General features: G+C 56.7%; 24 protein-coding genes. 15 read left to right on the top strand and 9 right to left on the bottom strand.

Annotated elements, in window-relative coordinates; genetic code table 11:
- Positions 1-586: RHS repeat-associated core domain-containing protein (locus VN577_22755; GenBank protein HWR17668.1), on the bottom strand; the 586-nt coding region annotated here is incomplete at its 3' end.
- A gap of 583 nt (positions 587-1169) precedes the next feature.
- Here VN577_22755 and VN577_22750 point away from each other — a divergent pair.
- From VN577_22750 to VN577_22730, 5 genes are all read left to right on the top strand, one after another.
- On the top strand, positions 1170-2015 hold the full coding sequence (locus VN577_22750; GenBank protein ID HWR17667.1) for a Rossmann-like and DUF2520 domain-containing protein: 846 nt from the start codon (positions 1170-1172) through the stop codon (positions 2013-2015).
- An 18-nt stretch (positions 2016-2033) separates the two neighbouring features.
- Complete coding sequence (locus VN577_22745) at positions 2034-2648, top strand: NUDIX hydrolase (protein HWR17666.1); 615 nt, start codon at positions 2034-2036, stop codon at positions 2646-2648.
- A gap of 210 nt (positions 2649-2858) precedes the next feature.
- Positions 2859-3071 (top strand): cold shock domain-containing protein, encoded by a 213-nt coding sequence (locus tag VN577_22740; protein ID HWR17665.1) that lies wholly within the window; start codon positions 2859-2861, stop codon positions 3069-3071.
- Positions 3072-3210: 139 nt separating this feature from the next.
- Entirely contained in the window at positions 3211-4962 is a 1752-nt protein-coding gene (gene polX, locus VN577_22735) for a DNA polymerase/3'-5' exonuclease PolX (protein ID HWR17664.1), read from the top strand.
- A 22-nt stretch (positions 4963-4984) separates the two neighbouring features.
- Positions 4985-5353, top strand: a complete 369-nt coding sequence (locus tag VN577_22730) for a cupin domain-containing protein (protein HWR17663.1) — start codon at positions 4985-4987, stop codon at positions 5351-5353.
- Between the two features lie 5 nt (positions 5354-5358).
- Here the strand turns inward: VN577_22730 and VN577_22725 are convergent, their stop codons facing one another.
- Positions 5359-5772: a hypothetical protein gene (locus tag VN577_22725; GenBank protein ID HWR17662.1), complete on the bottom strand. Its 414-nt coding sequence runs from the start codon at positions 5770-5772 to the stop codon at positions 5359-5361.
- Positions 5773-6035: 263 nt separating this feature from the next.
- Here VN577_22725 and VN577_22720 point away from each other — a divergent pair, with 263 nt between their 5' ends.
- Complete coding sequence (locus VN577_22720) at positions 6036-6557, top strand: GNAT family N-acetyltransferase (protein HWR17661.1); 522 nt, start codon at positions 6036-6038, stop codon at positions 6555-6557.
- Positions 6558-6571: 14 nt separating this feature from the next.
- On the opposite strand, the gene VN577_22715 is transcribed toward VN577_22720, so the two are convergent.
- On the bottom strand, positions 6572-6973 hold the full coding sequence (locus VN577_22715) for a ribonuclease HI family protein (protein HWR17660.1): 402 nt from the start codon (positions 6971-6973) through the stop codon (positions 6572-6574).
- Positions 6974-7554: 581 nt separating this feature from the next.
- Between VN577_22715 and VN577_22710 the strand changes: the two genes are divergently transcribed.
- Together VN577_22710 and VN577_22705 are read left to right on the top strand one after the other, a co-directional pair.
- The gene (locus tag VN577_22710) at positions 7555-8181 is read left to right on the top strand and encodes a SagB/ThcOx family dehydrogenase (GenBank protein ID HWR17659.1); all 627 of its coding nucleotides are present in this window, start codon (positions 7555-7557) and stop codon (positions 8179-8181) included.
- Positions 8182-8272: 91 nt separating this feature from the next.
- On the top strand, positions 8273-8863 hold the full coding sequence (locus tag VN577_22705) for a DUF4352 domain-containing protein (protein HWR17658.1): 591 nt from the start codon (positions 8273-8275) through the stop codon (positions 8861-8863).
- Positions 8864-8872: 9 nt separating this feature from the next.
- Here VN577_22705 and modC read toward each other — a convergent pair whose 3' ends face one another.
- Entirely contained in the window at positions 8873-9988 is a 1116-nt protein-coding gene (modC, locus tag VN577_22700) for a molybdenum ABC transporter ATP-binding protein (protein HWR17657.1), read from the bottom strand.
- The gene (gene modB, locus VN577_22695; protein HWR17656.1) at positions 9964-10638 is read right to left on the bottom strand and encodes a molybdate ABC transporter permease subunit; all 675 of its coding nucleotides are present in this window, start codon (positions 10636-10638) and stop codon (positions 9964-9966) included. Before modB ends, modC begins: the two co-directional genes overlap by 25 nt.
- 161 nt (positions 10639-10799) lie before the next feature.
- Here modB and VN577_22690 point away from each other — a divergent pair, with 161 nt between their 5' ends.
- The 5 genes from VN577_22690 to glpX all read left to right on the top strand — a co-directional run bounded on the left by VN577_22690 (position 10800) and on the right by glpX (position 16967).
- The gene (locus VN577_22690) at positions 10800-12266 is read left to right on the top strand and encodes an efflux RND transporter periplasmic adaptor subunit (protein HWR17655.1); all 1467 of its coding nucleotides are present in this window, start codon (positions 10800-10802) and stop codon (positions 12264-12266) included.
- Between the two features lie 7 nt (positions 12267-12273).
- Positions 12274-13062 (top strand): ABC transporter ATP-binding protein, encoded by a 789-nt coding sequence (locus VN577_22685; protein ID HWR17654.1) that lies wholly within the window; start codon positions 12274-12276, stop codon positions 13060-13062.
- A 20-nt stretch (positions 13063-13082) separates the two neighbouring features.
- A complete protein-coding gene (locus tag VN577_22680; GenBank protein HWR17653.1) occupies positions 13083-14303 on the top strand; it encodes an ABC transporter permease in 1221 nt (406 codons plus the stop codon).
- Positions 14304-14492: 189 nt separating this feature from the next.
- Entirely contained in the window at positions 14493-15671 is a 1179-nt protein-coding gene (locus VN577_22675; protein ID HWR17652.1) for an acyl-CoA dehydrogenase family protein, read from the top strand.
- 282 nt (positions 15672-15953) lie between these two features.
- Positions 15954-16967: a class II fructose-bisphosphatase gene (gene glpX, locus VN577_22670; GenBank protein ID HWR17651.1), complete on the top strand. Its 1014-nt coding sequence runs from the start codon at positions 15954-15956 to the stop codon at positions 16965-16967.
- Between the two features lie 748 nt (positions 16968-17715).
- On the opposite strand, the gene VN577_22665 is transcribed toward glpX, so the two are convergent.
- The 4 genes from VN577_22665 to VN577_22650 form a co-directional block, all read right to left on the bottom strand.
- Positions 17716-21066 carry a carboxypeptidase regulatory-like domain-containing protein gene (locus VN577_22665; protein ID HWR17650.1) on the bottom strand — a complete coding sequence of 1117 codons (3351 nt, stop codon included), beginning with the start codon at positions 21064-21066 and terminating at the stop codon, positions 17716-17718.
- Positions 21067-21340: 274 nt separating this feature from the next.
- The gene (gene rho, locus VN577_22660) at positions 21341-22591 is read right to left on the bottom strand and encodes a transcription termination factor Rho (protein ID HWR17649.1); all 1251 of its coding nucleotides are present in this window, start codon (positions 22589-22591) and stop codon (positions 21341-21343) included.
- Between the two features lie 84 nt (positions 22592-22675).
- The gene (locus VN577_22655) at positions 22676-22891 is read right to left on the bottom strand and encodes a hypothetical protein (GenBank protein HWR17648.1); all 216 of its coding nucleotides are present in this window, start codon (positions 22889-22891) and stop codon (positions 22676-22678) included.
- Positions 22892-23117: 226 nt separating this feature from the next.
- Positions 23118-23594: a DinB family protein gene (locus VN577_22650; GenBank protein HWR17647.1), complete on the bottom strand. Its 477-nt coding sequence runs from the start codon at positions 23592-23594 to the stop codon at positions 23118-23120.
- A gap of 150 nt (positions 23595-23744) precedes the next feature.
- On the opposite strand from VN577_22650, the gene VN577_22645 reads away from it, so the two are divergent.
- Both VN577_22645 and VN577_22640 read left to right on the top strand, forming a co-directional pair.
- Positions 23745-25514, top strand: coding sequence for a phosphatidylglycerol lysyltransferase domain-containing protein (locus VN577_22645; protein ID HWR17646.1), 1770 nt, complete (start codon positions 23745-23747; stop codon positions 25512-25514).
- On the top strand, positions 25495-26283 hold the full coding sequence (locus VN577_22640) for an AcvB/VirJ family lysyl-phosphatidylglycerol hydrolase (GenBank protein ID HWR17645.1): 789 nt from the start codon (positions 25495-25497) through the stop codon (positions 26281-26283). Before VN577_22645 ends, VN577_22640 begins: the two co-directional genes overlap by 20 nt.
- The last annotated feature ends 1 nt before the right edge of the window (position 26284 follow it).

Here is a 26284-nt window from a genome sequence, read left to right as displayed (position 1 = left end):
GCATTAGGTCTTCGCTCAGAAAGCGGCCAATGGTCGGATCGTAGTATCTGGCGCGGTAATAATAGAGCCCGGTTTCCGGATCGTATTCTCTGGCGGTGTACCTGTACGGATTCGCAACCGTACCGCTGGAGGACGCCAGGGTTCCAAACGCTCCATAGACATACGTCGCGCTCGGCAACCCCGCCCCATCTGTCATCGAGGTGACCGATCCGAGCCCGTCCGCATGATAGAAATTGAGCCCAGATCTGCTCTGCGCCAACGGCTCGTCAATCCCGGCACCCTGCACAAAACGCGCCGTCACCACTCCGGCCCCGTCGAGTTCTTCGACCGCGTTTGCCCCGTCGTAAACGTAGATCGTCGTCCCGCTCGCGCTGCTCTTCTGGATCCTGCGCCCGAACGGGTCGTACTTGAACGTGATCACTCCGTTTTGTGTGGTCGCGCTCGTCAGACGGTTTTCATAATCCCAGGCGTATGTCGCCAGGCCATAAGAGTTATTCTTGCTGAGGATGTTGCCGTTCTGGTCGTAGGTGAATGTCGCCAGAGGCGTCGAAAGCAGTTGATTCGAACTGTTGTTGGCGTAAGTCACCAAACGCAGTCTACCCGGGGCCTAACCCTGCCGGTATTCCCAAATTGGCACAACCACCCGTAAGTGATGTCAAGGGGGTCACGACGCCCTTTTCCCCGCAACATCTTGAAAACACTCGCAAAATAAATTTCAAAACCTTGGCATGATAATGCCCCCACCCAAATTGCTATCCTGAAAATGTAGGTGGTGAAGACGAACTTTCCGTCTCACCACCTTTCGTCTTTGCCGACGACCAACGACTAAGGACTAACGACTTGCCTTACCGAAAAGCTGACGAACTGAGGAACCGATGAGCTGGTAAGCCCTTTGTTTTCATATATGCGCTGTCTAACTCCTTTGCTTTCATATACAGATTCTCCATATATGAAAACAAAGGACTTATAAATCCTTTAGAATCATATATGTAGAGCCCGACGCTCGCGTAACTGCTTTGTTTTGTTATATGAAGGCAAAACCGGGGGGGAGGGGGAGGGGTGCCCCATCTCGTCCAAATACAGCAGTTGGTGGTCACGCAAAAGCCGTTGGCGTGGAGGCTTTCAGATTACCCGATTAGAAAGTACCCGATTACAATTCCTATCCGGAAATGAGTAAGAAGCCGTCCATCACGATCGTGGGCGCAGGCAATGTCGGCGTTGCGCTGGCCTTGGCACTGGCCAAGGCCGATTTCCGGGTGAACGAAATCGCCTACCGGTCCGATCGCAAGAGCGCGGCACCGGTCGCGCGGCGGATCGGCGCCAAAGCCGTCCGCTCCGACGCCGCCGAATACAGCGCCGACCTGGTTTGGCTCTGCGTCGGCGACCGCGACATCGCCTTCACCGCCCGCGACCTGTCGAAGCGATCAGACTGGAAAGGCAAAATCGTGTTCCATTGCAGTGGTGCTCTGACCAGCGACGAACTGCGGCCTCTCAAGAAGCTGGGCGCGAAAGTTGCCGCGGTCCATCCCATGATGACCTTCGTCAAGTCATCCAAGCCTTCGTTTGAGGGCGTCGCGTTCGCCCTGGAAGGCGATCCCGCCGCCCTCAACTTGGCAAAACGCCTCGCCAAAGAATTAGGCGGCACGTCATTCATTCTCAAGAAGGAGGACAAGCCGCTCTACCACGCGCTCGGGACCTTCAGCTCACCGCTGCTCATCGCCCACCTCGCCGCTGCCGAGCGGATCGGCAAAACGCTCGGCCTCAAACCGGCCCGGACCCGCCAGGTCATCGGCCCCATCCTGCGCCGAACCTTGGAGAATTACCTCGCCAACGGGCCAGCCGCCTCCTTCAGCGGACCCATCATCCGCGGCGACGCCGATACCATCGCCAGAAATCTCCAGGCCCTCAGGCGCGTGCCCGGCACGGGGCAAATCTACCGCGCACTGCTCGCCATCGCCATCGAAGACCTCCCCACCAAAAATCGCGCAAAAATCAAATCCGTACTCGGTCAGTAAGTTGTTTATATTGTTCCGATGCCACGCACTCGCAAGCCTTCGTCAACCCGCAAACCTGTCAAGATCCTCTCCTCCAAAGTCGCCTATCGCGGACCTGTCTTCCAGATCACTTCCGACCAAGTGAAGGAACCAAGTGGTGTTACGGTTCGCCGCGACATCGTCCGCCACTCCGGCTCGGTTGTCATGATGGCCGTCGAAAACAGCTCCCTTCTCTCCCGCTCAAAGACCAAGCCGAAAGGCGAGCCCCGTGTGCTCCTGGTCCGCCAATATCGCTACACCGCCAACGACTTCATCTGGGAACTTCCCGCCGGTCGCATCGACGAAGGCGAAGACGAACTCCCCGCCGCCAAGCGCGAGCTCATCGAAGAAACGGGTTTTACCGCCGACCGCTGGAAGCGCGTCCTCTACTTCTTCGTCAGCCCCGGCTTCCTCGACGAGACCATGGCCGTCTACTTAGCTGAAGGATTAAGGCCCGGCCAGGCAAAACCCGAAGAAGACGAGTTCATCGGCAAAAGATTCTTCCCCTTATCTCAGGCGGTGCGGATGGTTATGAAAGGAGCAATACGGGACGCCAAGACCATCGCCTCCCTGCTCTGGCTTCAGCAAGCACAAAACGGCCAAAAACGCCGCTGAGGGCTGACTTTTTACTGTTTACTCTCTTGACAACCTACCGAAACGGCAGCAGAATAGTTTCAACATCCTTCTACACGTTGTAACTGCTGTAGCGAACCCCTGGGGCCCTTTTTCCTAGCTTCCTTGAGTCACTCTGGAGTTAAACTGTGCGGAAGGCAGTCCCCCGCGCCTACGTAAATAACTCCGGCGCTAGCACGAAAGGAAGAGTAAGTGGCTCGAATTCAAGGCAAGGTCAAGTGGTTCAACAACGCAAAGGGGTACGGATTCATCGGCCGGGAAGATGGGCCCGATGTGTTCGTTCATTATTCCGGGATCACCAGCGAGGGTTACAAGAGCCTCGCAGAAGGTGACGATGTAGAGTTCGAAATCGTCGATGGCCAAAAGGGTCCGCAAGCAGCGAATGTAAATAAGCTATCGGCATAATTAGGAATTGATCTGTTCCCCTCCGCCCAGCCCGCGTGGCTGGGTTTTGTTTTTCAGCTCAAGTACAATTCGCCTACTCTCTTCTGAGCGCGACAGCGGCGGTTTGGCTGTCGCTTCTCGGGTATAAAGAAACTGACCGATGGACAACAAGAACATCGCTACCGTGCTCTACGAAACCGCCGATCTGATGGAGATCGATGCGCAGGATCCGTTCCGGATTCGATCCTACCGTCGTGCAGCAGAGGTGATCGACGGACTCTCCGAACAAGTCAAAGACCTCGTCTGCGAGCCGAAGAAATTGCTCGAGGTTCCGGGTATCGGCAAAGGAATGGCTTCGAACCTAGCGGAGTTATGCGGTACGGGAAAACTTGGCCTGCATCAGGATCTGCTTACGAAGTACAAGCCGTCGATGCTCGAGTTGCTGAAGATCTCGGGCCTCGGACCGAAGACCATTCAACTTATCTGGAGCGCATTCCAGGTAGCTGATGTGGACGGCGTCGAGAAACTCGCGAAGGAAGGCAAGCTGCGTACGCTTCCCCGAATGAGCGAAAAGAGCGAGCAGAAGATCATCAAGTCCATTGAAACGTATCGCTCGATCTCAGGGCGCTTCCTGCTGGACGAAGCAGATCGCACTGCCCAGAAGCTAATCGAGAATATCCAGACTTTGAAGGGAGTGGAGAAGATCACGCCTGCCGGATCGCTGCGCCGTGGACGTGAAACCGTAGGCGATCTCGATATCCTCATCACCGGAACGGCCTGCGAAGATGATGCCAAGCGTGCAGCTGCGATCGAGCACGTGGTCAAGTTTCCGGGCATCGTGGAGATACTCGCGAAGGGCGATAACAAAACCAGCTTCCGCCTGCGTAACGGCATGCAGGTAGATGTGCGCCTGCTTCCGCGCGACTCGTTCGGCGCGGCCATGCAGTACTTCACCGGCAGCAAAAACCACAACGTCACCTTGCGCCAACGTGCCCTCAAAATGGGCTACACGCTCAACGAATACGGCCTGGCGGAGTTCAAGGATGGTGTAGCGGGAAAGATCGTCGCAAGCAAAACAGAAGAGGACATCTACAAGAAACTCAAACTCGCCTATATTCCGCCAGAGATGCGCGAGAGTTGCGGGGAGATCGAACTTGCCGAGAAGAATGCAATTCCCGAACTGCTGAAGCAGGAGGACCTGCAAGGCGACGTCCACATGCACACCGTCGAGACCGACGGCAAATGCACGATCGAGGAGATGGCCGAAGCGGCTCGCGCGCGCGGGTACAAGTACATGGCGATCACCGATCACACGAAGAATCTAGCGATGGCCAACGGCCTCACTGACGATCGCGCTCTCCTGCACATCAAGAAGATTCATGACGCGAACAAGAAACTGGAAGGCATAAAGATTTTTGCCGGCGCTGAAGTAGATATCCTCGCCGATGGTTCGCTCGACCTTTCCGATGAAGTGCTGGCCCAGATGGACATCGTCATTGCCAGCGTCCACTCGCATTTCAACCAGGAGCCGGCGCAGATGACCGAGCGCCTGCTGAAGGCAATCGAGAACAAGAACACCTGCCTCATCGGACACGCTACGGGACGCCTGCTGCTGCGACGCGACGCTTACAAATTCGACATGGAAGCCGTGCTCAACGCCGCGGCAAAACATAAGGTCGCAATGGAGTTGAACGCCTATCCCGACCGACTCGACTTAAACGACCAGCACCTGCGTATGGCGAAACAGCGAGGTGTGAAGATCGTCATCAACACCGACGCGCACCACACGTCACATATGGACCTAATTAAGTACGGCATACTCCAAGCACGTCGCGCTTGGCTGACGAAGGATGATGTGCTGAACACGCTACCGGCGGAGAAGTTTGCGAAAGCCGTAAAACATGGCTGGTGATTCCACAAAGGGCTCAACTCAAATGAAACTCAAACACTCCCGCTGGACTGACATCCCGCTCGAAGATCTCAATCCTCTTCTCCAGCGCCAATTCGTCGTCGGCGGCGATCTGATGATTGCCCGTGTGCTACTGAAGAAGGGCTGCGTCGTACCCGAGCACAGTCACGCCAACGAACAACTCACTTACATTTTGGAAGGCGCGCTTAAGTTCCGTATTGACGGCAGAGAGATCATCGTCCGTGCCGGCGAGGTTCTTTGCATCCCACCCAACATGCCGCACGAAGCGGTCGCGCTTGAGGACACGGTCGATCTCGACGTCTTCAATCCGCCCCGCCAGGACTGGATTGAAAAGTCGGATGCTTACCTTCGCAACAAGCGCGAACCGGTTTAACCCAACTACATCTTCTGCACGCGGAAATTCAGTGTGCCCGTGGTGTTCGTCAATTCAATGTGAATCTGCCAGGCTCCGGTCACTCCAGCAATGCTGGTGAAAGTGCCGTTGGCTTTCATGTCTCCGGAATAGACGACAAGCCCTTGCGGGTCGCGTATCGTCAGCATCGCAGTTCCGCTGGTGATCGCGCACGCCTGGTTGATTGAGGCACGGGTTCCGGAGTTCTGCCAGTTGTAGTCCAGAGTCTGTGTCACATTCGTGATGCCAGTCGTCTGGAACTGGAAGTTGTCGGTCAGGTTGGCCACCTGAGGCTGGAACTGCGGGCTCAGGGCGTTATTGGAATTGCCACCGCATGCACTCGCGGCAGCCATCATCAGTATCACCACTGCAAGCAGAACTACGTTCTTCGATCTGTACACGTAGACTTTCCTCCCCAACATCTGGCTTGAAGTAGCGCAACCGCGAGCCCATCCGGGATCTCAGAGCAAAAGCCTTGCTGGTTCGGCAATATCGTTTTCGCATCGCAATGTACGGCAGACTCGGGGCGTGCATATTTTCCCCAAGCGGGCGACTTTCTACACTTAGCCCTGTTTGCGTTTATGCCAATGGTTCTGGACGGGGAGGTTACTGATCACAAAACAGGAACTTTCGTCGGAAGCACTTAAGTTTTATCATCCTTCGCATGGCTGCGACCCTTCCATCCCGTTCTCCGATCACCATTGAACCCATGACGGCAGATGATTGGCCTGACGTCTCCTCGATCTTCCTCGAGGGCATCGCCACCGGAAATGCCACGTTCGAAATCCTTCCGCCCAATTGGGAGGAGTTCGACCGCTCGCATCTTCCCTTCTGCCGGTTGGTCGCGCGCTACGATGGCGCCATAGCTGGTTGGGCGGCGCTGGCCCGCCGTTCGCGTCGAAGCGCGTACGCTGGTGTCGCCGAGTTGAGCGTGTATGTCGCGTCATGGGCGCGTGGTAAACGTGTGGGATCTGCCCTGATTTCAGCGGTTATTCCGCTCTCAGAGAAATATGGCATCTGGACGCTTCAGGGCTCGATTATGGAAGAGAACGTGGCCAGCCTAAAGATGGTAGAGGCCGCAGGGTTCCGCCAGGTCGGTTTCCGCGAGCGTATCGGCAAACAACTCGGCAAATGGCGCAACACAATCCTGGTGGAACGCAGAAGCAAAGTGGTGGGGATCGACTAAGTAGTGGGGATCGACTAAACGATACGATTAACAATGGCGTGATGCGCCAATCCGTTCGCCTCTTCATTCAGCTCGCGGCTGATATGGGCGATCCGGAACTCCAGCGCGCGCGCCAATTTCCGGCAGGTCCAGTTCAGCGAATAGAGCCTCGGAGAGCGGCACACGTATTCGCCTTTCATCTGTTTTACGACCAATTCCGAATCGGAAAAGACGTGCAGTGCCTTGGCCTTACTTGAGATGGCGTGCTGAAGGGCTTCGAGAAGGGCTACATATTCGGCCACGTTGTTGTCCTGGTGGCCGATCCATCTGGCGATGCGGACGCGCTCGCCGCCTGGTTTTTCGATTACGACGCCGATGCCCGATGGTCCGGGACTACCATGACAACCGCCATCTACATACGCCACAAACTGAGACATCGGACTCCTATGCACACTGTGCAGCAACAAACTCCTAAGGTCAAGAGATTCGTCCTGTGCAAATTTGCGTTGTACCAACTGTGCAAATTTGTGTGCAGAAATGGGGAGAAATTAATTCCCAAAAAGGGAACGCCCAATTTTCGCAACAACTTGCAGACGCCAAATTGCGCCTTCTAAAAATCTTCAATTGCACAATTCTTGGGGATTGACATTCGTTAATGGTGCGTTAGTATCGCCAACGTCGACGGTCGAAAGGGTTAGCGAAATTAAAACGTTGCTGATCCGAAGTAGACTGAGTGACTAGCCAGGCCGGGTGACCGGCAGAGCTTCCGGACCCGAAAAAACCGACGGTTTTGCGAGAAATCCGCCGGGGTCAGGAACCGCGAAAGCGGTGGTCGCATCAAGGGCTGTGACGGTACGTGCGTCCACGTCGTTAACTCCCTCGCAAGAGTTGGCGGCTAGAGCATAACCAATGTCACAGCCTTTCCTATTTCTACTCGACTCTTCCCTTTACTCCACAACTCAACGTCACTGCATTTTATAGATCAGCGCGCGTATAACGTCCGCAAACCGGAGGACCTATGCGTCGTCGTCTATTTCTTTCCGTCCTACTGTTTTCGTCATTCGCCTTCGCGCAGACCACCGCGTCTCTGCCGGCCCCGCAACTCAAGGGAGGGATGTCTCTTACAGAAGCACTTGCAACGCGCCGCTCAATTCGTTCGTTGACCCCCACGCCGCTGACGCAACAAGAGCTCTCGCAGCTCCTGTGGTCAGCGCAGGGGATCACCGACAGCAAAGGCCACCGCACAGCTCCGTCGGCCCGAGCGAGATACTTCGTTCAGATCTATGTCGCGACGCATGATGGCGTTTCCCAATACGTTCCCGAGGGCCACAAACTCCGGAAGCTAACTGCAGACGATGTTCGCTCCAGGCTCTCGCAACAGCCAACCACGGCGGCAGCCGCAGCGGTATTCATCATCACTGGAGACTACGATCGCGCGGCGCAGGGATCGTCCCGCGAAATCGCGTCGCGCTGGGTCGACCTTGAAGCCGGGCATGCAGCACAGAATCTGTTGCTGCAGGCAACGGCGCTGTCGCTGGGTGCAGTCCCGATGGGCGGGTTTGATCCCGATGCCGTCTGGAAGCTGCTTTCTCTTCCCACGAGCAGCCGTCCCATCTACCTGATTCCGGTGGGACATCCGAAATAACCGGCAGTAACGGGCGGATCTGCATCTCAATTCGGAGTTGCACTCGCTTCCATGCAGTAAAACGCGCATAATGTTGCGCCGGAGCCGATACATGCCAGAGAACGTCCCGCAGCATCCGCCGGTAACTCCCACTCCGAAGCCGAAGCCCGACGATTACGACCGCGCCCACGTGCCCATGTCCGAGGAATTCGACCGCGCCCGGTGGACGCTGCCTCCCGTCGGAATTGTCTTCATCGCGCTTGGAATTGTTGCTGTCGTGGTGGCAATTTTCAGTTACGGCTTCCGCGCAAAACCGGTCGCTGCCGGCGGCATCGGCGAGGTTAACGCCGTTCAACTTCAGGACAATACGATCCTGTCGGCGATCACTCTGACGGTCAGCAACACCACCGAAAAGAGCTGGTATATCAAGGAAATCTCAGCGACGGTCCAGACCGACCAGGGCGAACAGACTGACACGGCTGCAACCGCCGTCGACTCGGAACGCTACTTCCAGGCATTCCCTGACTTGGGCAAAGGAACCGCGCCGATTCTCAAATTCGATCAGAAGATCAACCCGGGGCAGCAGGTGACGGGCACGATCGTGGTCAGTTTTCCAATTACGAAGGATCAGTTCGACGCGCGCAAGTCACTGAAGGTGACGATTCTGCCGTTCGACAACCGGCCGTTCACGCTCACAAAGTAAGCACTAGACTTATTTCGCCAGCAGGAAGCACGAGTGCGTCTTCACGATCACCCATGTTGGCGCTCCCACGGTTAACGCCAGCGATTGCACCGCGCCCGGCGTCAAATGTGCCAGGAACTTCACCCCGCCACATTCCACCGAAACAACCGCTACCATGCTTTTCTGCTCGATCGCAATAATCTTTCCCGGAATAACATTCCGCGCACTGAGGCCCAGCGGCTCTGCCGTCGCAAGAATCACGTCATTGGCGCTGATCCCTACGACGGCTCGCTCTCCAACGGCTTTTCGCCCGAGCAGGACCTCCAGTTCGACTTCGCCCGTGCGAACCGTCATGGTGCCTTGCGGTTCGTGATGCGCAACAACCCTTCCCTCGAAAATATTCTGCAGTCCTGACCACGCCGCTACCGCCTCATGCTGATGTGCACGCAGCACCTCTGCCGGCAGTCCTTCGCCCACTATCCTGCCCTTTTCCATGGCGACGACGCGGTCTCCAAGTGCAAGGACCTCGTCGCGCGAATGGGTGACATACATTACCGGAATGCGTCGCTGTCGTATCCAGTCGCGGAGGTCATCCATAATGTGCGACTTGGTCGCCGGATCAAGCGCCGACAATGGCTCGTCGAGCAGCAACGCCTTCGGGTCGGTGACCAGTGCGCGCGCCAAAGCGACACGCTGTTGCTCGCCGCCGGAAATGTTGTTTGGCTTGCTACGTCGCAGATGACCGATGCGGAAAGCCTCCAGTACCTGCCCCACCCGCGCTTCCCTGTCTCGAGCCGCCATCGAGAACAATCCATACCCGGCGTTCTCTTCGACGCTCAAATGCGGGAACAACGCCAGGTCCTGGAACACGTACCCGATGTTTCTTCGTTGTACTGGAAGGTCGGTTCCATCCTGCGAATCGAATAGTTTGTCCGAGTTCAGCCGGATCGTCCCTCGATCCGGGCGCAATAATCCCGCGACGCAGTTCAGAACTGAGGTTTTACCCGAACCCGAGGCGCCGAACAGCATGGTGATGCCGGCTGGCACGCTAAAGGACACGTCAAGCGAGAATCCGCTGAACAACTTGCCAACCGAGATGTCCAATACCGGCGATGTTTCGCTCATTTGACTGGCGACAGCGTCCATGCCCTTCGATTCACTCCGTACACCAATGCCAACACTATGAAGGAGAAAGCTAGCAGCACCAGCGAGGTCGTGTTCGCGGCTCCGTACTCTGCGGCCTGCACCCGGTCGTAGATATCGATTGACACCGTCCGCGTCACGCCCGGAATGTTGCCGCCAATCATCAAGACCACCCCGAACTCTCCCACAGTGTGGGCGAAGCTCAGCACGATGCCGGTCACGATTCCGGGAACGCTTAATGGCATTACCACTCGTCTGAACGTCCGCCAACGGCCTGCTCCCAGCGTAGCCGAAGCGGCAAGCAAGGTTTTGTCCACGGCGCTGAACGAGGCTGCAAATGGCTGGACGGCAAACGGCAGACTGTAGATCACGGAACCCACCACGAGCCCGGAGAAGGAGAACGCAAGCGGATGACCTGTTAGTTCCATCCACCATCGCCCCAGGCCTGACTGCGACCCGAAGGCCACCAGCAGATAGAAGCCAAGTACCGTCGGCGGCAGAATCAATGGAAGTCCCACGATTGCTTCCAACAGGAATTTCCACCGCCAGCGGGAATACGTCAGCCAGTACGCCAGCGGAAGCCCGATCACCGTAAGGGCAGCGGCAACAATGAGCGCCAGCTTCAAAGTCAGCCACATTGCCTGCCAATCCATCGTGCCTCCTGTCTATACAACTTTCACCTAAGGAACTGATTAGCAAGGATTTTATACGCGACTTCCCGCTCAAACGACCGTTTAAGTACTAGGTAGTGCTGTGTACAATCTTAGGCAGCACTAAATGGATTTTGCGCGATACTTCGTCAGGATTAACTTCGTTGAGATTCATAAAAAGTAAGTGGTTCATATTGGGGCTTCTGGTGGTCGGCGTGGTGCTCTTCGCTGCCTTCGGAATGAACCGCAAGGAAAAGACGGAATACTTTACCGCCACGGTCGACAAGGGCGACATCCGCCAGGTGGTAGAAGCAACCGGAACCATCAACGCCGTTACCACCGTCCAGGTCGGTTCGCAGGTATCTGGCACGATCTGGAAATTGTTTGCCGACTTTAACTCGCACGTAAAAAAGGGTCAGCTCATCGCTCAGATAGAGCCCTCCATCTTCCAGGGCCAGGTGCTCCAGGCACGCGCGGACCTCGAAAACGCGAAAGCCAATCTCGCTGCGGCTAAGGCGAATCTCGAAAAGGCGAAGGCCACCGCCGTTCAGACCAGGGCGGATTACGAGCGCACTCAAGGACTGGTAAAGGAAGGCGTCCTCAGCAAACAGCAATACGATTTGGCAAAGGCAAACGCCGAGTCGTCTGACGCTGCCGTTTCAGCCGGACAGGCACAGGTTACGCAGGCCGCTGCCCAAGTTCAACAGCGGCAGGCCGCGCTCTCCGTCTCCGAAACGAATCTGCAGCACACTTACATCTACGCTCCGATAGACGGTACCGTCACCAATCGCGCTGTCGATATCGGCCAGACCGTCGCAGCATCCTTCCAGGCGCCTGTGCTCTTCACCATCGCCCAGGACCTTACGAAGATGCAGGTGTACGCGAAGACGGACGAGTCCGACATCGGGCAGATTCGACGCGGACAGAAGGTTTCATTTCGCGTCGACGCTTTCCCGCGCGACACCTTCTCCGGAATGGTCACCCAGGTGCGAATGAATCCCACTACGGTTCAGAACGTGGTGACGTACGACACCGTGATTGACTTCGACAATCCGGAACTTAAGCTCTTCCCTGGCATGACCGCCTACATCAGTATCCCTGTTGCAACCGCGAACGATGTCCTTCGCGTCACGAACGGCGCGTTGCGTTACAAACCCGACCTTCCGCAGACGGAAATTCGTGCCTTGTACCAAAAGAATGGTATTCAACTGGGAGGACGTGGTCGCCAGAACGCTAACGGCGGACAGGAAACCGCGCATGCCGGACAACAGGCTCCATCGGATAACGGGCAGCAGTCTGGCCAGCGTCGCCGTATGGCTCAAGGTGGCGAGCAGCCCGGCGGCGGATCCGCTCCGAGTGCTGGCGGCAACGCCAACCCCGCCGGCAAAGGCGCGGGATCCGGAGCGAGCGATGCCGCAAGCAGCGGTCTTGATCGTGCAGTAGTCTGGAAGCTCACCGCCGATAAGCAGCTTGTCCCGGTACAGATCAAAACCGGCATTACCGACCATACCGTCACCGAGGTTGTCCAGGTACTCGCGGGACAGTTGAAGGAAGGCGATACCCTCATTACCGGATCGAGCAAGGCGGCAACCGCTCGCGCCCCAGGCATGGGAGGACCGCCGCGGCGGTAAGTCCCTTATGTCCACCGTCATCTCCGATTTTGTTGCTCCCGCGAAAACCGGATCCTCGGATTCGGTTATTCGCGTCGAGGACGTCCACAAGTACTACGAGCTCGGCGAAACTCGCGTTCACGCGCTTCGCGGCGTCAATGTCGAGATTCGCCGTGGCGAATTTGTCGCCGTCATGGGCGCGAGTGGCAGCGGCAAATCTACCTTCATGAACATCCTCGGCTGTCTCGATAAGCCGAGCAGTGGACGCTATTTCCTGGAAGACACCGACGTTGCAAATTTGAATAAGCGCGAACTCGCTCTCATTCGCAACCGGAAGATCGGCTTCGTGTTCCAGGGATTCAACCTGCTATCCCGCACCACGGCACTGGAGAATGTGGAACTGCCGACGCTTTATGCGCGGCTCGATAAGGGCGAGCGCGAAAAGCGCGCGCGGGAGGCGCTCGAACTCGTTGGCCTCGGTGAGCGCATCGACCACTTCCCTTCGCAACTCTCCGGCGGACAGCAGCAGCGAGTTGCCATTGCTCGAGCGCTCGTCAACAAGCCTTCCATTCTGCTTGCAGACGAGCCTACCGGCAACCTCGACAGTCGCACCTCCGTCGAGATCATGGATATCTTCCAGCAACTGAATGATCAGGGACTCACGATAGTGCTCGTCACCCATGAGCCCGACATCGCTCAGTTCGCCAAGCGGCAGTTGATATTCCGCGACGGGAAAGTCCGCAAGGACGACCCAATCGACAACCGGCCGCGTGCGAGCGAAGTGGTAAAAAGCATGCCGGTCGTGGACGAAGATTAACTGGCTTACCGGGAACCTGTATGGACTTCATCTCAATTCTCAAGATCGCGCTTCGCGCTCTCGCCCGCAACAAAATGCGGTCGTCGCTCACCATGCTGGGCATCATCATCGGTGTCGCCGCTGTCATTGCCATGGTCGGTGTCGGTCAAGGCGCACAGAAACAGGTCCAGGACCAGATCGCTGCTATGGGCTCGAACATGCTCATGGTCCAAAGTGGGACGGTTACGCGTGGCGGCATGCGCATGGGTTGGGGCGCCACCAAGACGCTCGTCCTAGAAGACATGAATGCGATCTTGCGCGAAGTGCCCACCATCAAGACTGCTGCTCCAGGAAGCATGACCAGCAGCCAGGTCGTTTATGGGAACGACAATTGGTTCACGCGCATCACGGCGTCTTCGCCCGAGTACTTCGACGTGCGGAACTGGGGTTTCCAGAGTGGTTCCACCTTCACTCAGTCCGACGTTGATACTGCCGCAAACGTGGCCGTAATTGGCGAAACCGTGCGCAAGAACCTGTTCGGACCGGTTGATCCAATCGGACAAACCATCCGCATCAAGAACCTGCCCTTCCGAGTCGTCGGCACGCTGGCTTCAAAGGGCCAGTCGGCCGCGATGGGTGACGATCAGGACGACATCATCGTCATCCCGATCACGACGCTACAGAAGAAGATCAGCGGTGAAACGTGGCTGCGCTTCATCATGGTCTCGGCTGTATCCAAGGAAGCGAGCTTCACCGCCAAGTCGCAGATCGAGGCACTGCTCCGCGACCGGCATCGCATTCGTCCAGGCACGGATGACGACTTCATCGTCCGCAACCTTGCCGAACTTGCCGACATGGCAGAAGCCACGCAGAAGACGCTGACGCTGCTTCTCGGCTCGACTGCAGGCGTCGCGCTCATCGTGGGCGGTATCGGCATCATGAACATCATGCTCGTCTCGGTAACGGAGCGCACGCGCGAGATCGGTATTCGCATGGCGATCGGAGCCACTGACACCGACGTGCAGAGCCAGTTCCTTACAGAGGCCGTTGTTCTCTCCTGTCTGGGAGGACTCGTCGGAATCATGATGGGAGTCGGTGCCTCAATGGTCATCACCAACATGGCAGGATGGCCTGTGCTTGTATCGCCGATCTCGATTGTCACGGCGGTCATATTCTCGATGGCGGTTGGTATCTTCTTCGGATACTATCCGGCACGAAAGGCCGCTCGCCTCGATCCAATCGAAGCTCTGCGTTACGAATAGGCAAATCGAGGCAGGCATTTTTGCCTGCCTCTGCTCTTTCTCGGCCGCGACTGCCATTCACTTGCCGCACTTTTGTCGCTCTGCTAGCCTTTCTAGTTCTCTCGTCCGGCGCGTCTCCTCCGTAGAACCCTGACTTTCGGGGAGCGGACTGCCGTGCGAACCCCAACTGGAAAGTGAGTCACCACCTTTATGGCCCTGAAATTTAGGGGAGTAGATTTCATCGACTTCGACGGCCTTCTCACAGAAGACGAACGCCTGGTTCGCGACAGCACCCGCAAATGGGTGGAAGAGAACGTCATTCCGATCATTGAGCAGTGCAATCGCGAGGGCAAGTTCCCGCGCGAACTCGTCAAGCCCATGGGCGAACTCGGCTTCTACGGCGCCAACCTGAAAGGCTATGGCTGCGCCGAGATGTCGAACGTGGAATATGGGCTGGTCATGCAGGAACTGGAACGCGGCGACAGCGGACTTCGTTCGTTCGTCAGCGTGCAGTCGGCGCTCTGCATGTATCCGATTTACGCCTTCGGCAGCGATGAGCAGAAGGACAAGTATCTTCCGGGAATGCAGCGTGGCGAGATCCTCGGCTGCTTTGGCCTGACCGAGCCGATGTTCGGGTCAAATCCCGGCGGAATGCGGACTCGCGCCAAGAAGGACGGCAACGACTACATCCTGAACGGCGAGAAGATGTGGATCACATCAGGCTCAATCGCCGATATCGCCATCGTCTGGGCGAAGGTCGCCGACGAAGGAGACCGCGTTCGCGGCTTTATCGTGGATACGAAAAGCCCCGGGTTTAAGGCCGATGATGTCCATGGGAAATGGTCGCTGCGTGCATCGGTGACTTCGGGGTTTTCGATGCAGGACGTGCGCGTTCCGGCGTCGAACCTGCTTCCGAAGACCGAGGGATTGAAGAATGCTCTGATGTGCCTGAACCAAGCTCGCTATGGCATCGCTTGGGGCGGCGTTGGCGCGGCGATGTCGTGCTACGACACAGCGCTTCAGTATTCGCAGGTGCGCAAGCAATGGCGCGACCAACCGATCGCTTCGCATCAACTGGTGCAGGAGAAGCTGGTGTGGATGATCTCCGAGATCGTGAAGGCGCAGTTGCTGGTATTGCAGGTCGGTCGTTTGAAGGACCAGAACAAGGTGCAGCATTATCACATCTCGATGGCCAAGCGGAACAACATCTGGATGGCGCTGGAATGCGCTCGGATGGCGCGGGACATTCTGGGAGCGAACGGCATCGCCGACGATTATCCGATCATGCGCCACATGATGAACCTGGAATCGGTAAAGACCTACGAAGGCACACACGACATTCACGGGCTGATCATCGGCGCGCAGATTACGGGTGTGGAAGCGTTCTAGGCAGCTCAGCACGAAAGGACGGCCAAACTGGCCGTCCTTTTCGCTTGCCTTGACGCATCGCGGTTGGCCAGAGCAATATTCTGTAGCCTGATGTGGAAATGGAAGTGGTTCCAAGCAGCAGTAGAGCAACTCTGTTCATCCCAATGATCGGTTAGGTTTTGCCCCCAAATCAGCATTCGCCCAAGATTCGCCAGACGAGAACGGCTAATCCGCGCGATGCAACAGGACAGGAGGATTCACCGTTTGAGCCCAACCCAAGTTAGTTCGGAGAGTACTGCTGCTGTGAAGCGAGCCAAGAACTTCGGCACCAACATCGAGAGCGACCTTGCGCTCGAACTGCTGCGCGTGGTGGAGAACGCGGCGATCGAATCCGCACGGTTGATGGGAACAGGCGACCGAGAACGCGCGGACGCACTCGCGACGGAAGCCATGCGGAAGACGATGGATACGATTCCGATGCGCGGCACGATCGTGATCGGCGAGGGCGAGCGCGATGAAGCGCCGATGCTTTACATCGGCGAGAAGGTCGGAGCCGAGTTCGAACACGGCGGTTTACCAGTTCCGGAAGTGGACATTGCAGTCGATCCGCTGGAAGGGACGAACCTTTGCGCAACTGGCGCTCCAGGCGCGATCACGGTTTTAGCGGCTTCGGAAAAGGGCGGATTGCTTCATGCGCCAGATTGCTACATGGAGAAGATCATCGTCGGTCCGTCGTGCAAGGGCTGTGTCGATATCGACGCTCCAGTCGAGCACAACTTGAAGCAGATAGCGAAGGCGCTCGCGCGCGATGTTGAGGACCTGGTGATCGTTGTTCTCGATCGTCCGAGGCACGAGAGACTGATCAACGATATTCGCAAAGCTGGCGCGCGAATCCGGTTGATTACGGATGGCGATCTTTCAGCGGGCATCACAGCGGCAGTGCTTGGAACCGGTGTTCATGCAGTGATGGGTTCTGGCGGAGCGCCAGAAGGCGTGATCACAGCGGCTGCGATTCGCTGCCTGAATGGTTACATGCAAGGGCGCTTGATCATCAAGCCCGAGCAGCGCGAACGCGTGGAAAAGATGGGCATCAAGGACCCGAAGAAGGTTTACCTTGCCGAAGAACTTGCGCCCGGAAAACAAATTATTTTCGCGGCGACGGGCGTGACGGAAGGCGTGGTCATGCGCGGCGTACGCTTCTTCGGCGAAGGCGTTCGCACTTCGTCGGTGGTGATGACGCTGAACACCGGCCGCGTACGGTTCATCGAGAGCATCCATCTCGATAAGAAGCCCGACGTGAAGGTGCGGTTCTTCTAAGTTCGGCGAGAGGCGAGATAGGGGCTAGGGGATGGCGACTAGGAAAACCCTTGCCCGGAACTGTCGCTAATTGGACCCTACCCCTCCCCCCTGTTTTGGCTTCATATAAGAAAACAAAGCAGTTACGCGAGCGTCTGGCTCCACATATATGATTCCAAAGGACTTATAAGTCCTTTGTTTTCATATATGGAGAGTCTGTATATGAAAGCAAAGGAGTTAGACAGCGCATATATGAAAACAAAGGAGTTAGAAGAAGCAAGTCGTTAGTCCTTAGTCGTTGGTCGTCGGCAAAAGCACTCCTCCCTGAAGAGTCGGTGGTAGCTATAGGGATTCTTCCCCTTCCGCTTCAAAACCCAAGTACAGAGGTTCTTCGGCTTCGCCTCAGAACTCAGAATGACAAAACAAAAACGAAATTTGTCTTCACCACCTACATTTTCAGGATAGCAATCTGGGTAGGGGGAACATGCCACGGTTTTGAAATTTATTTTGCGAGTGGAATCAAGAGTTTGCGAGGAATGAGAGCGTCAGACCCCCTTGACAACAAATTTCCCGAATCCGGGCCTTGGACGTGGAACAGTTACCCAGCAGTCACGTGGTGGGCTATAACATTCCGCCGCTAACGCGGCTGGGTTCCCTTTGGACGCTACGCGGCCGGTCAGCTCTACATCGACAAAACGTATCCGTTGCATTGGGATAAGAAAAGGGGCGCTGATTGCTCAGCGCCCCGGTTAATGTTCAACAACCCAGACTAGAAGGTCAGCCTGAGTCCGTACTGGATTTGACGCGGCTCCAAAGCGTTTGTCACTCTTCCAAAGTCCGCGTTGGTCTGAGCGCCGGTTGTTTGATTGAAGGTGGCCGTGGTACCCACAGTGTTGAAGTTAACGTGGTTAAAGGCATTGAACAGGTCAGCACGGAACTGCAAGCGGACCTGTTCAGTCACGGTGAAGTTCTTATAGAACGTCAGATCAGCGAGCCACAATCCGGGGCCGCGGAAAACGCCACGGCGGGCGTTGCCGAACTGGTTCATGCCGGGCCACTGGAATGCGCTCGTGTCAAACCATTTCGCCCGGGTCTTCGGTCCGTTGTTCGGATCCGACACCTGATTAGGACGCAAACTGCCGCCGAAAGAAGAGTTTGCTGACGAGTTGCTCGCGGTAACCGTCTGCGCGCGTCCGCTTTCCGCACGGAAGATGCCGCCGAACTGCCATCCGCCGAGAACGTTCTTCAGGGTCTTGCTGGAGTTGTTGAAGAACGGCAACTCGTAGAGGAAGTTCGAGGCGAAGATGTGGGTCTTGTCGAAATCCGCCAAGCCACGCTCCGCCGCCAAGTTGTTAATGTCCTGCTGGAAGTCGGAACGGTCACTTGGAGAGTCGGTGATGACTTTGGACCAGGTATACGCCATTCCAACTGTAAGCCCTCTCGCTGCCCGCTTGTTAACGCCTACTTGCAACGCGTTGTAGCTGGAGCTGGAGGAAGTGTCGCGAACACGGATGTTACCGTAACCCCTGTATTTGGTGTAAGCCGCTGCAGGGCTCGCTGTCCCGGCTGGCGTTTGATTGATACGCAACTCGCGTAAAAGATGGCTTGCGTGGTTGCCGACATACGCTACTTCCATGATCACCTGTCCGGGCAGTTCGTGCTGAACGGTCAGGTTCCACTGGTGCGTTGTTGGAATTTTGAAGTCACCGCTCGTAGCGATCAACGTGGGTACCAAAGCTTCGGGATCGCGGGAAATGCCGCCGCCAGGATTTGTGAACGTGGGCGAATTGACGCCGCCCGAAGAGAGAGCGGTCACCGTGTTCACAAACGGCGGGTTGACGAAAGCGTTCTGGAGGAACGTGCCCGAGAGGGTACGGTCGAAGAACATGCCGTAGCCGCCGCGGACAGCCGTCTTGCCGTTGCTCCAGGGATCCCATGCGAATCCGAAGCGCGGCGCAACCGTCTTCCACTGCGGTTTGCTGACGTATTTGCCCCAAGGCGAATTCTGGCCGGCGATGATGATGCCGTTCAGAGGATCACCGGTTCCCTGCACACGGGTACCCGCAGCGTACGGAGTCTGTGCTGTTAAGCGGATGGTATATGCCCGTGCCGGATCGAACATCTCCGGCAAGAAGTTGGTCAGGCGGTTGTCCAGATCGTACGGCGGCAGAATGGCAGACCAACGTACACCGAGGTTCAAGGTCAAGTTCGGAAGAACCTTGAAATCGTCCTGGGCAAAGGCTTCGTGCATCTGGTAACGGAGCTTCGACGCGAAGTCGATGTCGTTCTCGGAGTACGCAGATGCGCGGCCAAGGAGGAAATCAGCGAAAGAGTTACCGGTCGAGAAGTAGTCGTTGCTGCTCGTGCCCGGGAACGTAAACGTACCGTTGATGCCGCTGGCGTTGTTCTCGTTCTTGTACTCATGGGAGAACAAGTAACCGAACTTGAAGGAGTGTTTACCTTTCACCCAAGCCACAGTGTCCTTGATCCGGTACGAACCATATGTATTGTCATACGGTGGATCAGCGTAATAACCGTAGTTCGAGTAGATACCTCCAAATGATATGCTCGGCAGCACCTTGGCAGGCACCTGGTCGAAGTACTCCGCGATATTAGGTGCCACGCTACGGAGACCTGTCCCGATAAACTTCGATTGGATGCCACCCCTGGACATGTTAAAGGCCAGAGTGTTGACCATCGTATTTGAGGGCAACCAGTTCCATTCCAAAACCAGGTTCTGAGCCGGGATGTTGGTCTCGGTCTCGGCGATGAAAGGAATGTTGGTCTGGTTGCTACCGAACACCTCACCAAACGGTTCCGTGGAGGGGATGGTGTCCTTCATCCAGCGTCCGAAGATCTTGTGGCGGTCGCTGAGGTTGTAGTCGATTCGTACCAACTCTTCCCGATAGTTGCGCGACTGAGGTGTCGCAGACTGGAAATTGATGGAGCTGTTGGGGATGGACGCGTTCGGCATGGGGATGATGCTGAGATACGCCAAAGCGTTGGGATCGATCCGATTGGTCGGGATCGTATTGTTCGCAAACGGTGTGCAAGTGCTACTGCTCGACCCTGTACAAGTCAGAGGATCAACGATGGCGCTGGAGAAGATGCCCTGACGTTCTAGCGCGGTTGGTACAACGGCGTTCTGAACACCCTGCAGGCGCACCTGCTTTACCCGGCGGAATTCATGATTCCAGAAGAAGAACAGCTTGTTCTTCACCACGGGACCGCCGATGTTGTAGCCGAAGTTGTGATAGCGAATAGGTGCCGGATCGACTTTTCCGTCCTTGTTGAGGTCAAGTGTGCTGAACGCGTTGACCGCATCGAGTGCGTCATTGCGTCCGAAGTAGAACGCGCCACCGTGAAGGTTGTTGGTGCCGCTCTTGGTGACGACGTTGATCTGGCCGCCGCCACGTTGTCCGAACTCGGCGCTGTAGTTGCCGCGGAGAATACGGAATTCGGCGACGCTATCGATACTGATGTAGTTCAGCAGACCGAGGTTCGAACCTGTGTCCACGTTGTCGGCGCCGTCGATGAGCCAGTTGTTCTGGGCAGCGCGCATGCCGTTGACGTTGACGCTAGCAAGGTTGTCGAGGCCGACGCCGACGCGGCCGCTGACGATACCGCTGGCAGCGGAGACACCGGGTTGGAGGGCCACAAGACTAAACAGGCTGCGGCCGTTGAGGGGCATTTCCTGGACGGTGCGACCGGTGACGACCGAGCCGACCTGAGAGTTTTCCGTCTGGACGGCAAGTTCAGCCGCTTCGACGGTGACCTGTTCGGAAGATCCGCCGACCTGGAGGGTAGCCTCGATACGGCGGCGATCATTCACGTTAAGGATGATATTTTTGACGAGAAAATCCTTGAAACCGGCGCGCTTCACGCTGACTTCATAGGTCCCGATAGGCAGTGACGTCGCTGTGTACTCGCCTTCCTGGCTAGTTGTGACAGCGCGCTCCTGTCCCGTGCCCGTGTTCCGGATCACCACGTCCACGTTCGGCAACACCGCGCCGCTGGCGTCTTTTACGACACCAGTAATAGTGGCTGTGGTCTCCTGTGCTGAGCAGAGAATGGAGAGCGCGCCCAATAGCAGGACGAGCATCAAAATTCTGAATCGCATTTAGCCTCCCCAAAAAAGGCACTTCTAGATCATCCAGGCTCCCTTTCGTAATCACTCCGAAGGTGAGTCCATTAGACGGGCGAATCATATTGATTTTTTCCTAAGAATTCCACTTTCTTGGGTGAAAAATCACTGTTTACTGGGAAATTGCCACTTCGAATGCCTTTGCAGGCGGGATTTTTCGAATTCCAAATTGGGAAAGCATCATGAAAAGCAAAAACCCCCGGCCCATTTGGACCGAGGGTTCAAGCGCAAAACAACTTCGATGTGAGCGTTACAGACTGCTCATGTTCGAAAGGAAGTCGCCGTTGGTTTTCGTCTTGCCGAGTTTGTCGATCAACAGTTCCATGGCTTCGACAGGCGAGAGCGGATTCAATACCTTGCGAAGAACCCAGATACGCTGGAGGTCTTCCTTGGGAATGAGCAACTCTTCCTTACGGGTGCCGGAGCGCTGGATGTCGATGGCCGGGAAGACACGCTTATCGACGAGCTTGCGGTCGAGAATGATTTCCATGTTGCCGGTGCCCTTGAACTCTTCGAAGATCACGTCGTCCATACGGGAACCGGTATCGATAAGGGCGGTGGCGATGATGGTCAATGAGCCGCCTTCCTCGATGTTACGGGCCGCACCGAAGAAACGCTTCGGGCGCTGGAGCGCGTTGGAATCGACGCCGCCGGAGAGGACCTTGCCGCTGGGCGGAACGATGGTGTTGTAAGCGCGAGCCAGACGAGTGATGGAGTCGAGGAGAATGACGACGTCGCGCTTGTGCTCGACGAGGCGCTTCGCCTTTTCGATAACCATTTCGGCGACCTGCACGTGGCGGGCAGCCGGCTCGTCGAAGGTGGAGCTGATGACTTCGCCCTTCACGGAGCGCTGCATGTCGGTGACTTCTTCCGGACGCTCGTCGATGAGCAGGACGATCAGCACGACTTCCGGATGGTTGGTCGTGATGGAGTTCGCCAGGTTCTGCAAGAGCATGGTTTTGCCGGTACGCGGCGGAGCGACGATGAGTCCGCGCTGGCCTTTACCGACCGGGGTCAACAAGTCCATGACACGGGCGCTGGAGTTCTCGCGCGTGGTCTCGAGCTTGATGCGCTCCTGGGGGTAAAGGGGCGTGAGGTTGTCGAAGAGAATCTTGTTGCGCGCTTCTTCGGGAGATTCGAAGTTAACGGCTTCGATCTTTACCAGCGCGAAATACTTTTCGCCCTCGTGCGGAGGACGCACCTGGCCGGAGATGGTGTCGCCGGTCTTGAGGTCGAACTTGCGGATCTGCGACGGCGAGACGTAAATATCGTCGGGGCCGGGCAGGTAGTTGTAATCGGGGGAGCGAAGGAAACCGTAGCCGTCAGGCAGGATTTCGAGTACGCCCTCGGCGAAGATGTGGCCTTCTTTTTCGCTCTGTGCTTGAAGGATCTTGAAGATAAGGTCTTGCTTGCGAAGACCAGAGGCGCCCGGAAGGTCGAGCGTACGAGCTATGCGGGTTAGCTCGGTAATGTTCTTTTCTTTCAGTTCTGCGATGGTCATGTTCACCTACGGGGATTTCTATCGAAAGGGAGGTCGGAAGATATCGCGTGGCGCGCCGAGCGGGAGACGCGCTGGGAAGCGGGCTTAGGCAGCCCGCTTCTGCGCTTCTACATAAACTTCCGGCTCGGACATCACTTCCTGCCGGTTCGAATCCGCGATCTTGTTCAGGACATCATTCATTGTGTCCGGAATCCGCGTATTCGGCCGATGGAACTTTCGCGTTGCCTTGGAGGCAACTTGGCACAGCATATAACGATTTCTCATCGTGTGTAAAGCTTCGTAAACCAGATCAGAACGCATCGTTAAGGTTCTCCAATTCCCTGTCCTGCTTCGAGTTACGTCAGCAGTCTATGTATTAGACGCCACAGAGGCCCCGAAGTAGCGGACTTACATCCTTTTTACAATGTTTGATTGCCAAATTGGCTGGATCGCAGGGATGCAGGCCTGACAGACAGCTATAAGATGCAAGAGAGTATAGCAAAGTTGCTCGAATTAACCTAATTGTAAGCTGCTGATTCTAAGCTACTTACGATTTCCATTCGCCGAGAAGACGCCGAACGGCGACTAATTCGCCGAGATGATAGGCATTGTGATCCAAGATGAGACAGGCTTCGTGGAAGAGAGTCTGGCCGGTTCCCCAGGGAAACCGGGCAAAAAGATCGCGTTTGGGATCGGAGATGAGGGCGATAAAGGCGTCGCGGTCGGACTGGATCTGCTTCACGGATTGTGACCAGACCCTGGAGTTGGGCGGCTCGGGGGAAGCGGGCCAGTAGTCGTCGGGGAAGGTCTTGTGCTGGTAGTGCCCGTCTTCGTTGGAGCAGAAGTCGAGCATGTCGCGCTGGGCGAGGCGAATGTGCTCGAGAAGCTGCCAGGCTGAGTAGGGCATGCCTTTGGGGACGGTTCCCTGTGCTTTGAGCGGCAGGTCTTTCACGGCTTCTTCGAGCGGGACGTGGGCGTTTCCCTTGCGGAGCTGGAAGGCGAGTTCTTCCCGGAGCTTGTCCATGAGTGCACCTGCGGGTTGGATGACTTCGCTCCAAATTGGGAATCATTTGTTTTGTGTACGGTAAGTGCTGGTGGAGTTTGCGAAACAAGCCAGCGGGTGGAGCGTTAAACTTCCTACAGCTTTAGGTTTGTGTTTTGCGAGCTGGTACGCATGGCTGTCCGACAGCAAAGTACCGCAGCGACGTCTGCACCGCGCGGACCGATCCCGGTCGCGCAGCACGCCGAGCGTGTGAGAGAGGATGCGCTCGCGAGCCATTTCCTCGGACACCGGAGGCGTTTCTGGATTGCGCTGGCGGTGGCGGCGGTCACGTTCGGCAGCGGCGTGGTGAACGTCTTCTCGACGATGGGAGGGCCGACGCACCCGAAGGTGCTGCGGGAGATATTTCCGATCGAGTTCATCGGACTGTCGAGAACCCTGGCGTTGCTGTCGGGATTTGCGCTGGTCATTACTTCCCTCAACATTCTCAAACGCAAGAAAAGGGCCTGGGCGGTAGCGGTTGCACTGGCATGCGCTTCGGTGGTGTTTCACCTCACGAAGGGTCTGGACTATGAAGAAGCGCTGGTGTCAGCGGCGTTGGCCATCCTGCTGCTGGCGGCTCGAAAGACGTTTTCGGTACGCAGCAGCGTGCAGGATTTTGGCGGCGCGGTCATTCGTCTGCTGGCTGCGTTCGAGTTCGCATTCGTATACGGAGTGGCGGGTTTCTGGTTCCTGGACCGCCATCACTTTGGAATCAACTTCCACCTTCCGCAAGCGGTCGCTTCGACCATCGACCTGATTACCTTTTCGCAGAAGCCGCAGCTAACTCCGCTGACACATTACGGAGCGTGGTTCCTGGACTCGGTGCATATCGTTTCGGGTGTCGCCGTGGCCTATGCGGGCTTCGCGCTGTTTCGTCCGATCGTGTACCAGTTCCGGACCGCGCCGCGCGAACACGCGCTTGCGCAGCAGATCGCGAACCGGCACTCGCGCACAGCGCTGGATTATTTCAAACTGTGGCACGACAAGTCGTATTACTTCTCGCGGACGCATCGGACGTTCATCGCGTATCGGGTCGCAAGGAATGTGGCACTCGCGCTGGGGGATCCGGTGGGACCGGCGGAGGAAGTCCTGCCAACCATAGGAGCGTTCGCTGAATACTGTCGCGACAACGGCTGGAGTGTGGCCTTTCATCAAACGCTGCCGGACTATCTTCCCGAATATCGGGCGGCAGGGTTGAAGAGGTTGAAGATTGGCGATGACGCGATCGTCAGGCTGGTGGACTATTCGCTGGATGGGAAAAGCAAGAAGGAGTTTCGCTACAAAGTCCGGCAACTGGAAACGATGGGGATAAGTTTCAAGATGTATCCGTCGCCGGTGCCGCCGAGAATTGTGGCCGAATTGAAGGACGTGTCGGATGAATGGCTGCAGATTCCGGGCCGGCGGGAGCGGACGTTTACGCTGGGCGCCTTCGAAGAGAACTACATTGCGTCGACGCCGGTGTTCGTGGCCGAGGATAGTGGCGGCAAGATACTTGCTTTCGTAAATCTGACGACGCTGCCGAACATGAAGGAGGCAAGCATCGATCTGATGCGGCGACGGACGGACGCTCCGAACGGAGTGATGGAGTATCTGTTCGTGAAGCTGTTCCTATGGGCCCGAGATCAGGGATACGAGAAGTTCAACCTGGGTATGGCGCCGATGTCGGGATTCAACGAGCGAGAGGAAGCGCGTCCGGAGGAGCGGGCGATCCATTCGTTCTTCCAGCAGCTTAATTTTGTGTTCAGCTTCCGAGGGCTGCGGCAGTACAAGGCGAAGTTCGCTACGTCGTGGGAACCGCGATACCTGATCTACTCGCAGGTGACCGACCTGCCAAAGGTGGCGCTGGCGTTGCGAGCCGTTTCGGAGATCGAGGAGAAGGACAATGATGACAGTGACGAGTAGAAGATTGCTGGTGCTGGTCGTCTTGCTTCTTTCAACGATCACGGCGGTCGCGGCGGATCCGCCACGGGCGGGACGGAACAGCTTCGTCATTCGCGGACAGGCGCAGGATGTCTACTTCCTGCCGGGTGCCGGTTCGGGGCCGCACCGGAAATTAATCTACGCACCGGGAGAAGGAGGGTGGCGCGGTTTCGGAGTCACGATCGCGGAAAGACTGGCCGGCGCCGGTTACGACGTACTCGGATTGGATACGCGCCGTTATCTTCAGAGCTTTTCAGCATCGACACTGACGCCGAAGGACATTGCTTCCGACTGGCGGACACTGGCGGGATGGATTCGAGGAGAGCGCGAGAAAGTGCTGGTGGTTGGCTGGTCAGAGGGAGCAGGCCTGGCCCTCGCGGCGGCCGCCGACCCGGGTTCACGAGAGGTGTTGAATGGACTGATCTCGATCGGTCTGACGGAAAGGAACATCCTGGCGTGGCGGTGGTCCGACCTGATGGCGGAAATGCGGAAGACACTTCCGAACGAACCGACCTTCGCCAGCGCCGATTACATCGGCAATGTTGCCCCGCTGCCGTTTTTCATGATCGCCTCAGTTAAGGATGAGTACATCAGCCTGGATGCGACGAACAAGCTCTACGCCAAGGCGAATGACCCCAAACGATTGAACGTAATCGCCGCTTCCGATCACAAATTCACGGGCAAGACAGAAGAGTTCTTCCGATCGCTCATCGAAGGGGCGGCCTGGATCTGGTCGGCCGGTCATGAATAGC

It is taken from the genome of Terriglobales bacterium (assembly GCA_035561515.1).
GTDB lineage: Bacteria > Acidobacteriota > Terriglobia > Terriglobales > Acidobacteriaceae > DATMXP01.
This window is presented reverse-complemented; position numbering and strand designations above follow the sequence as displayed.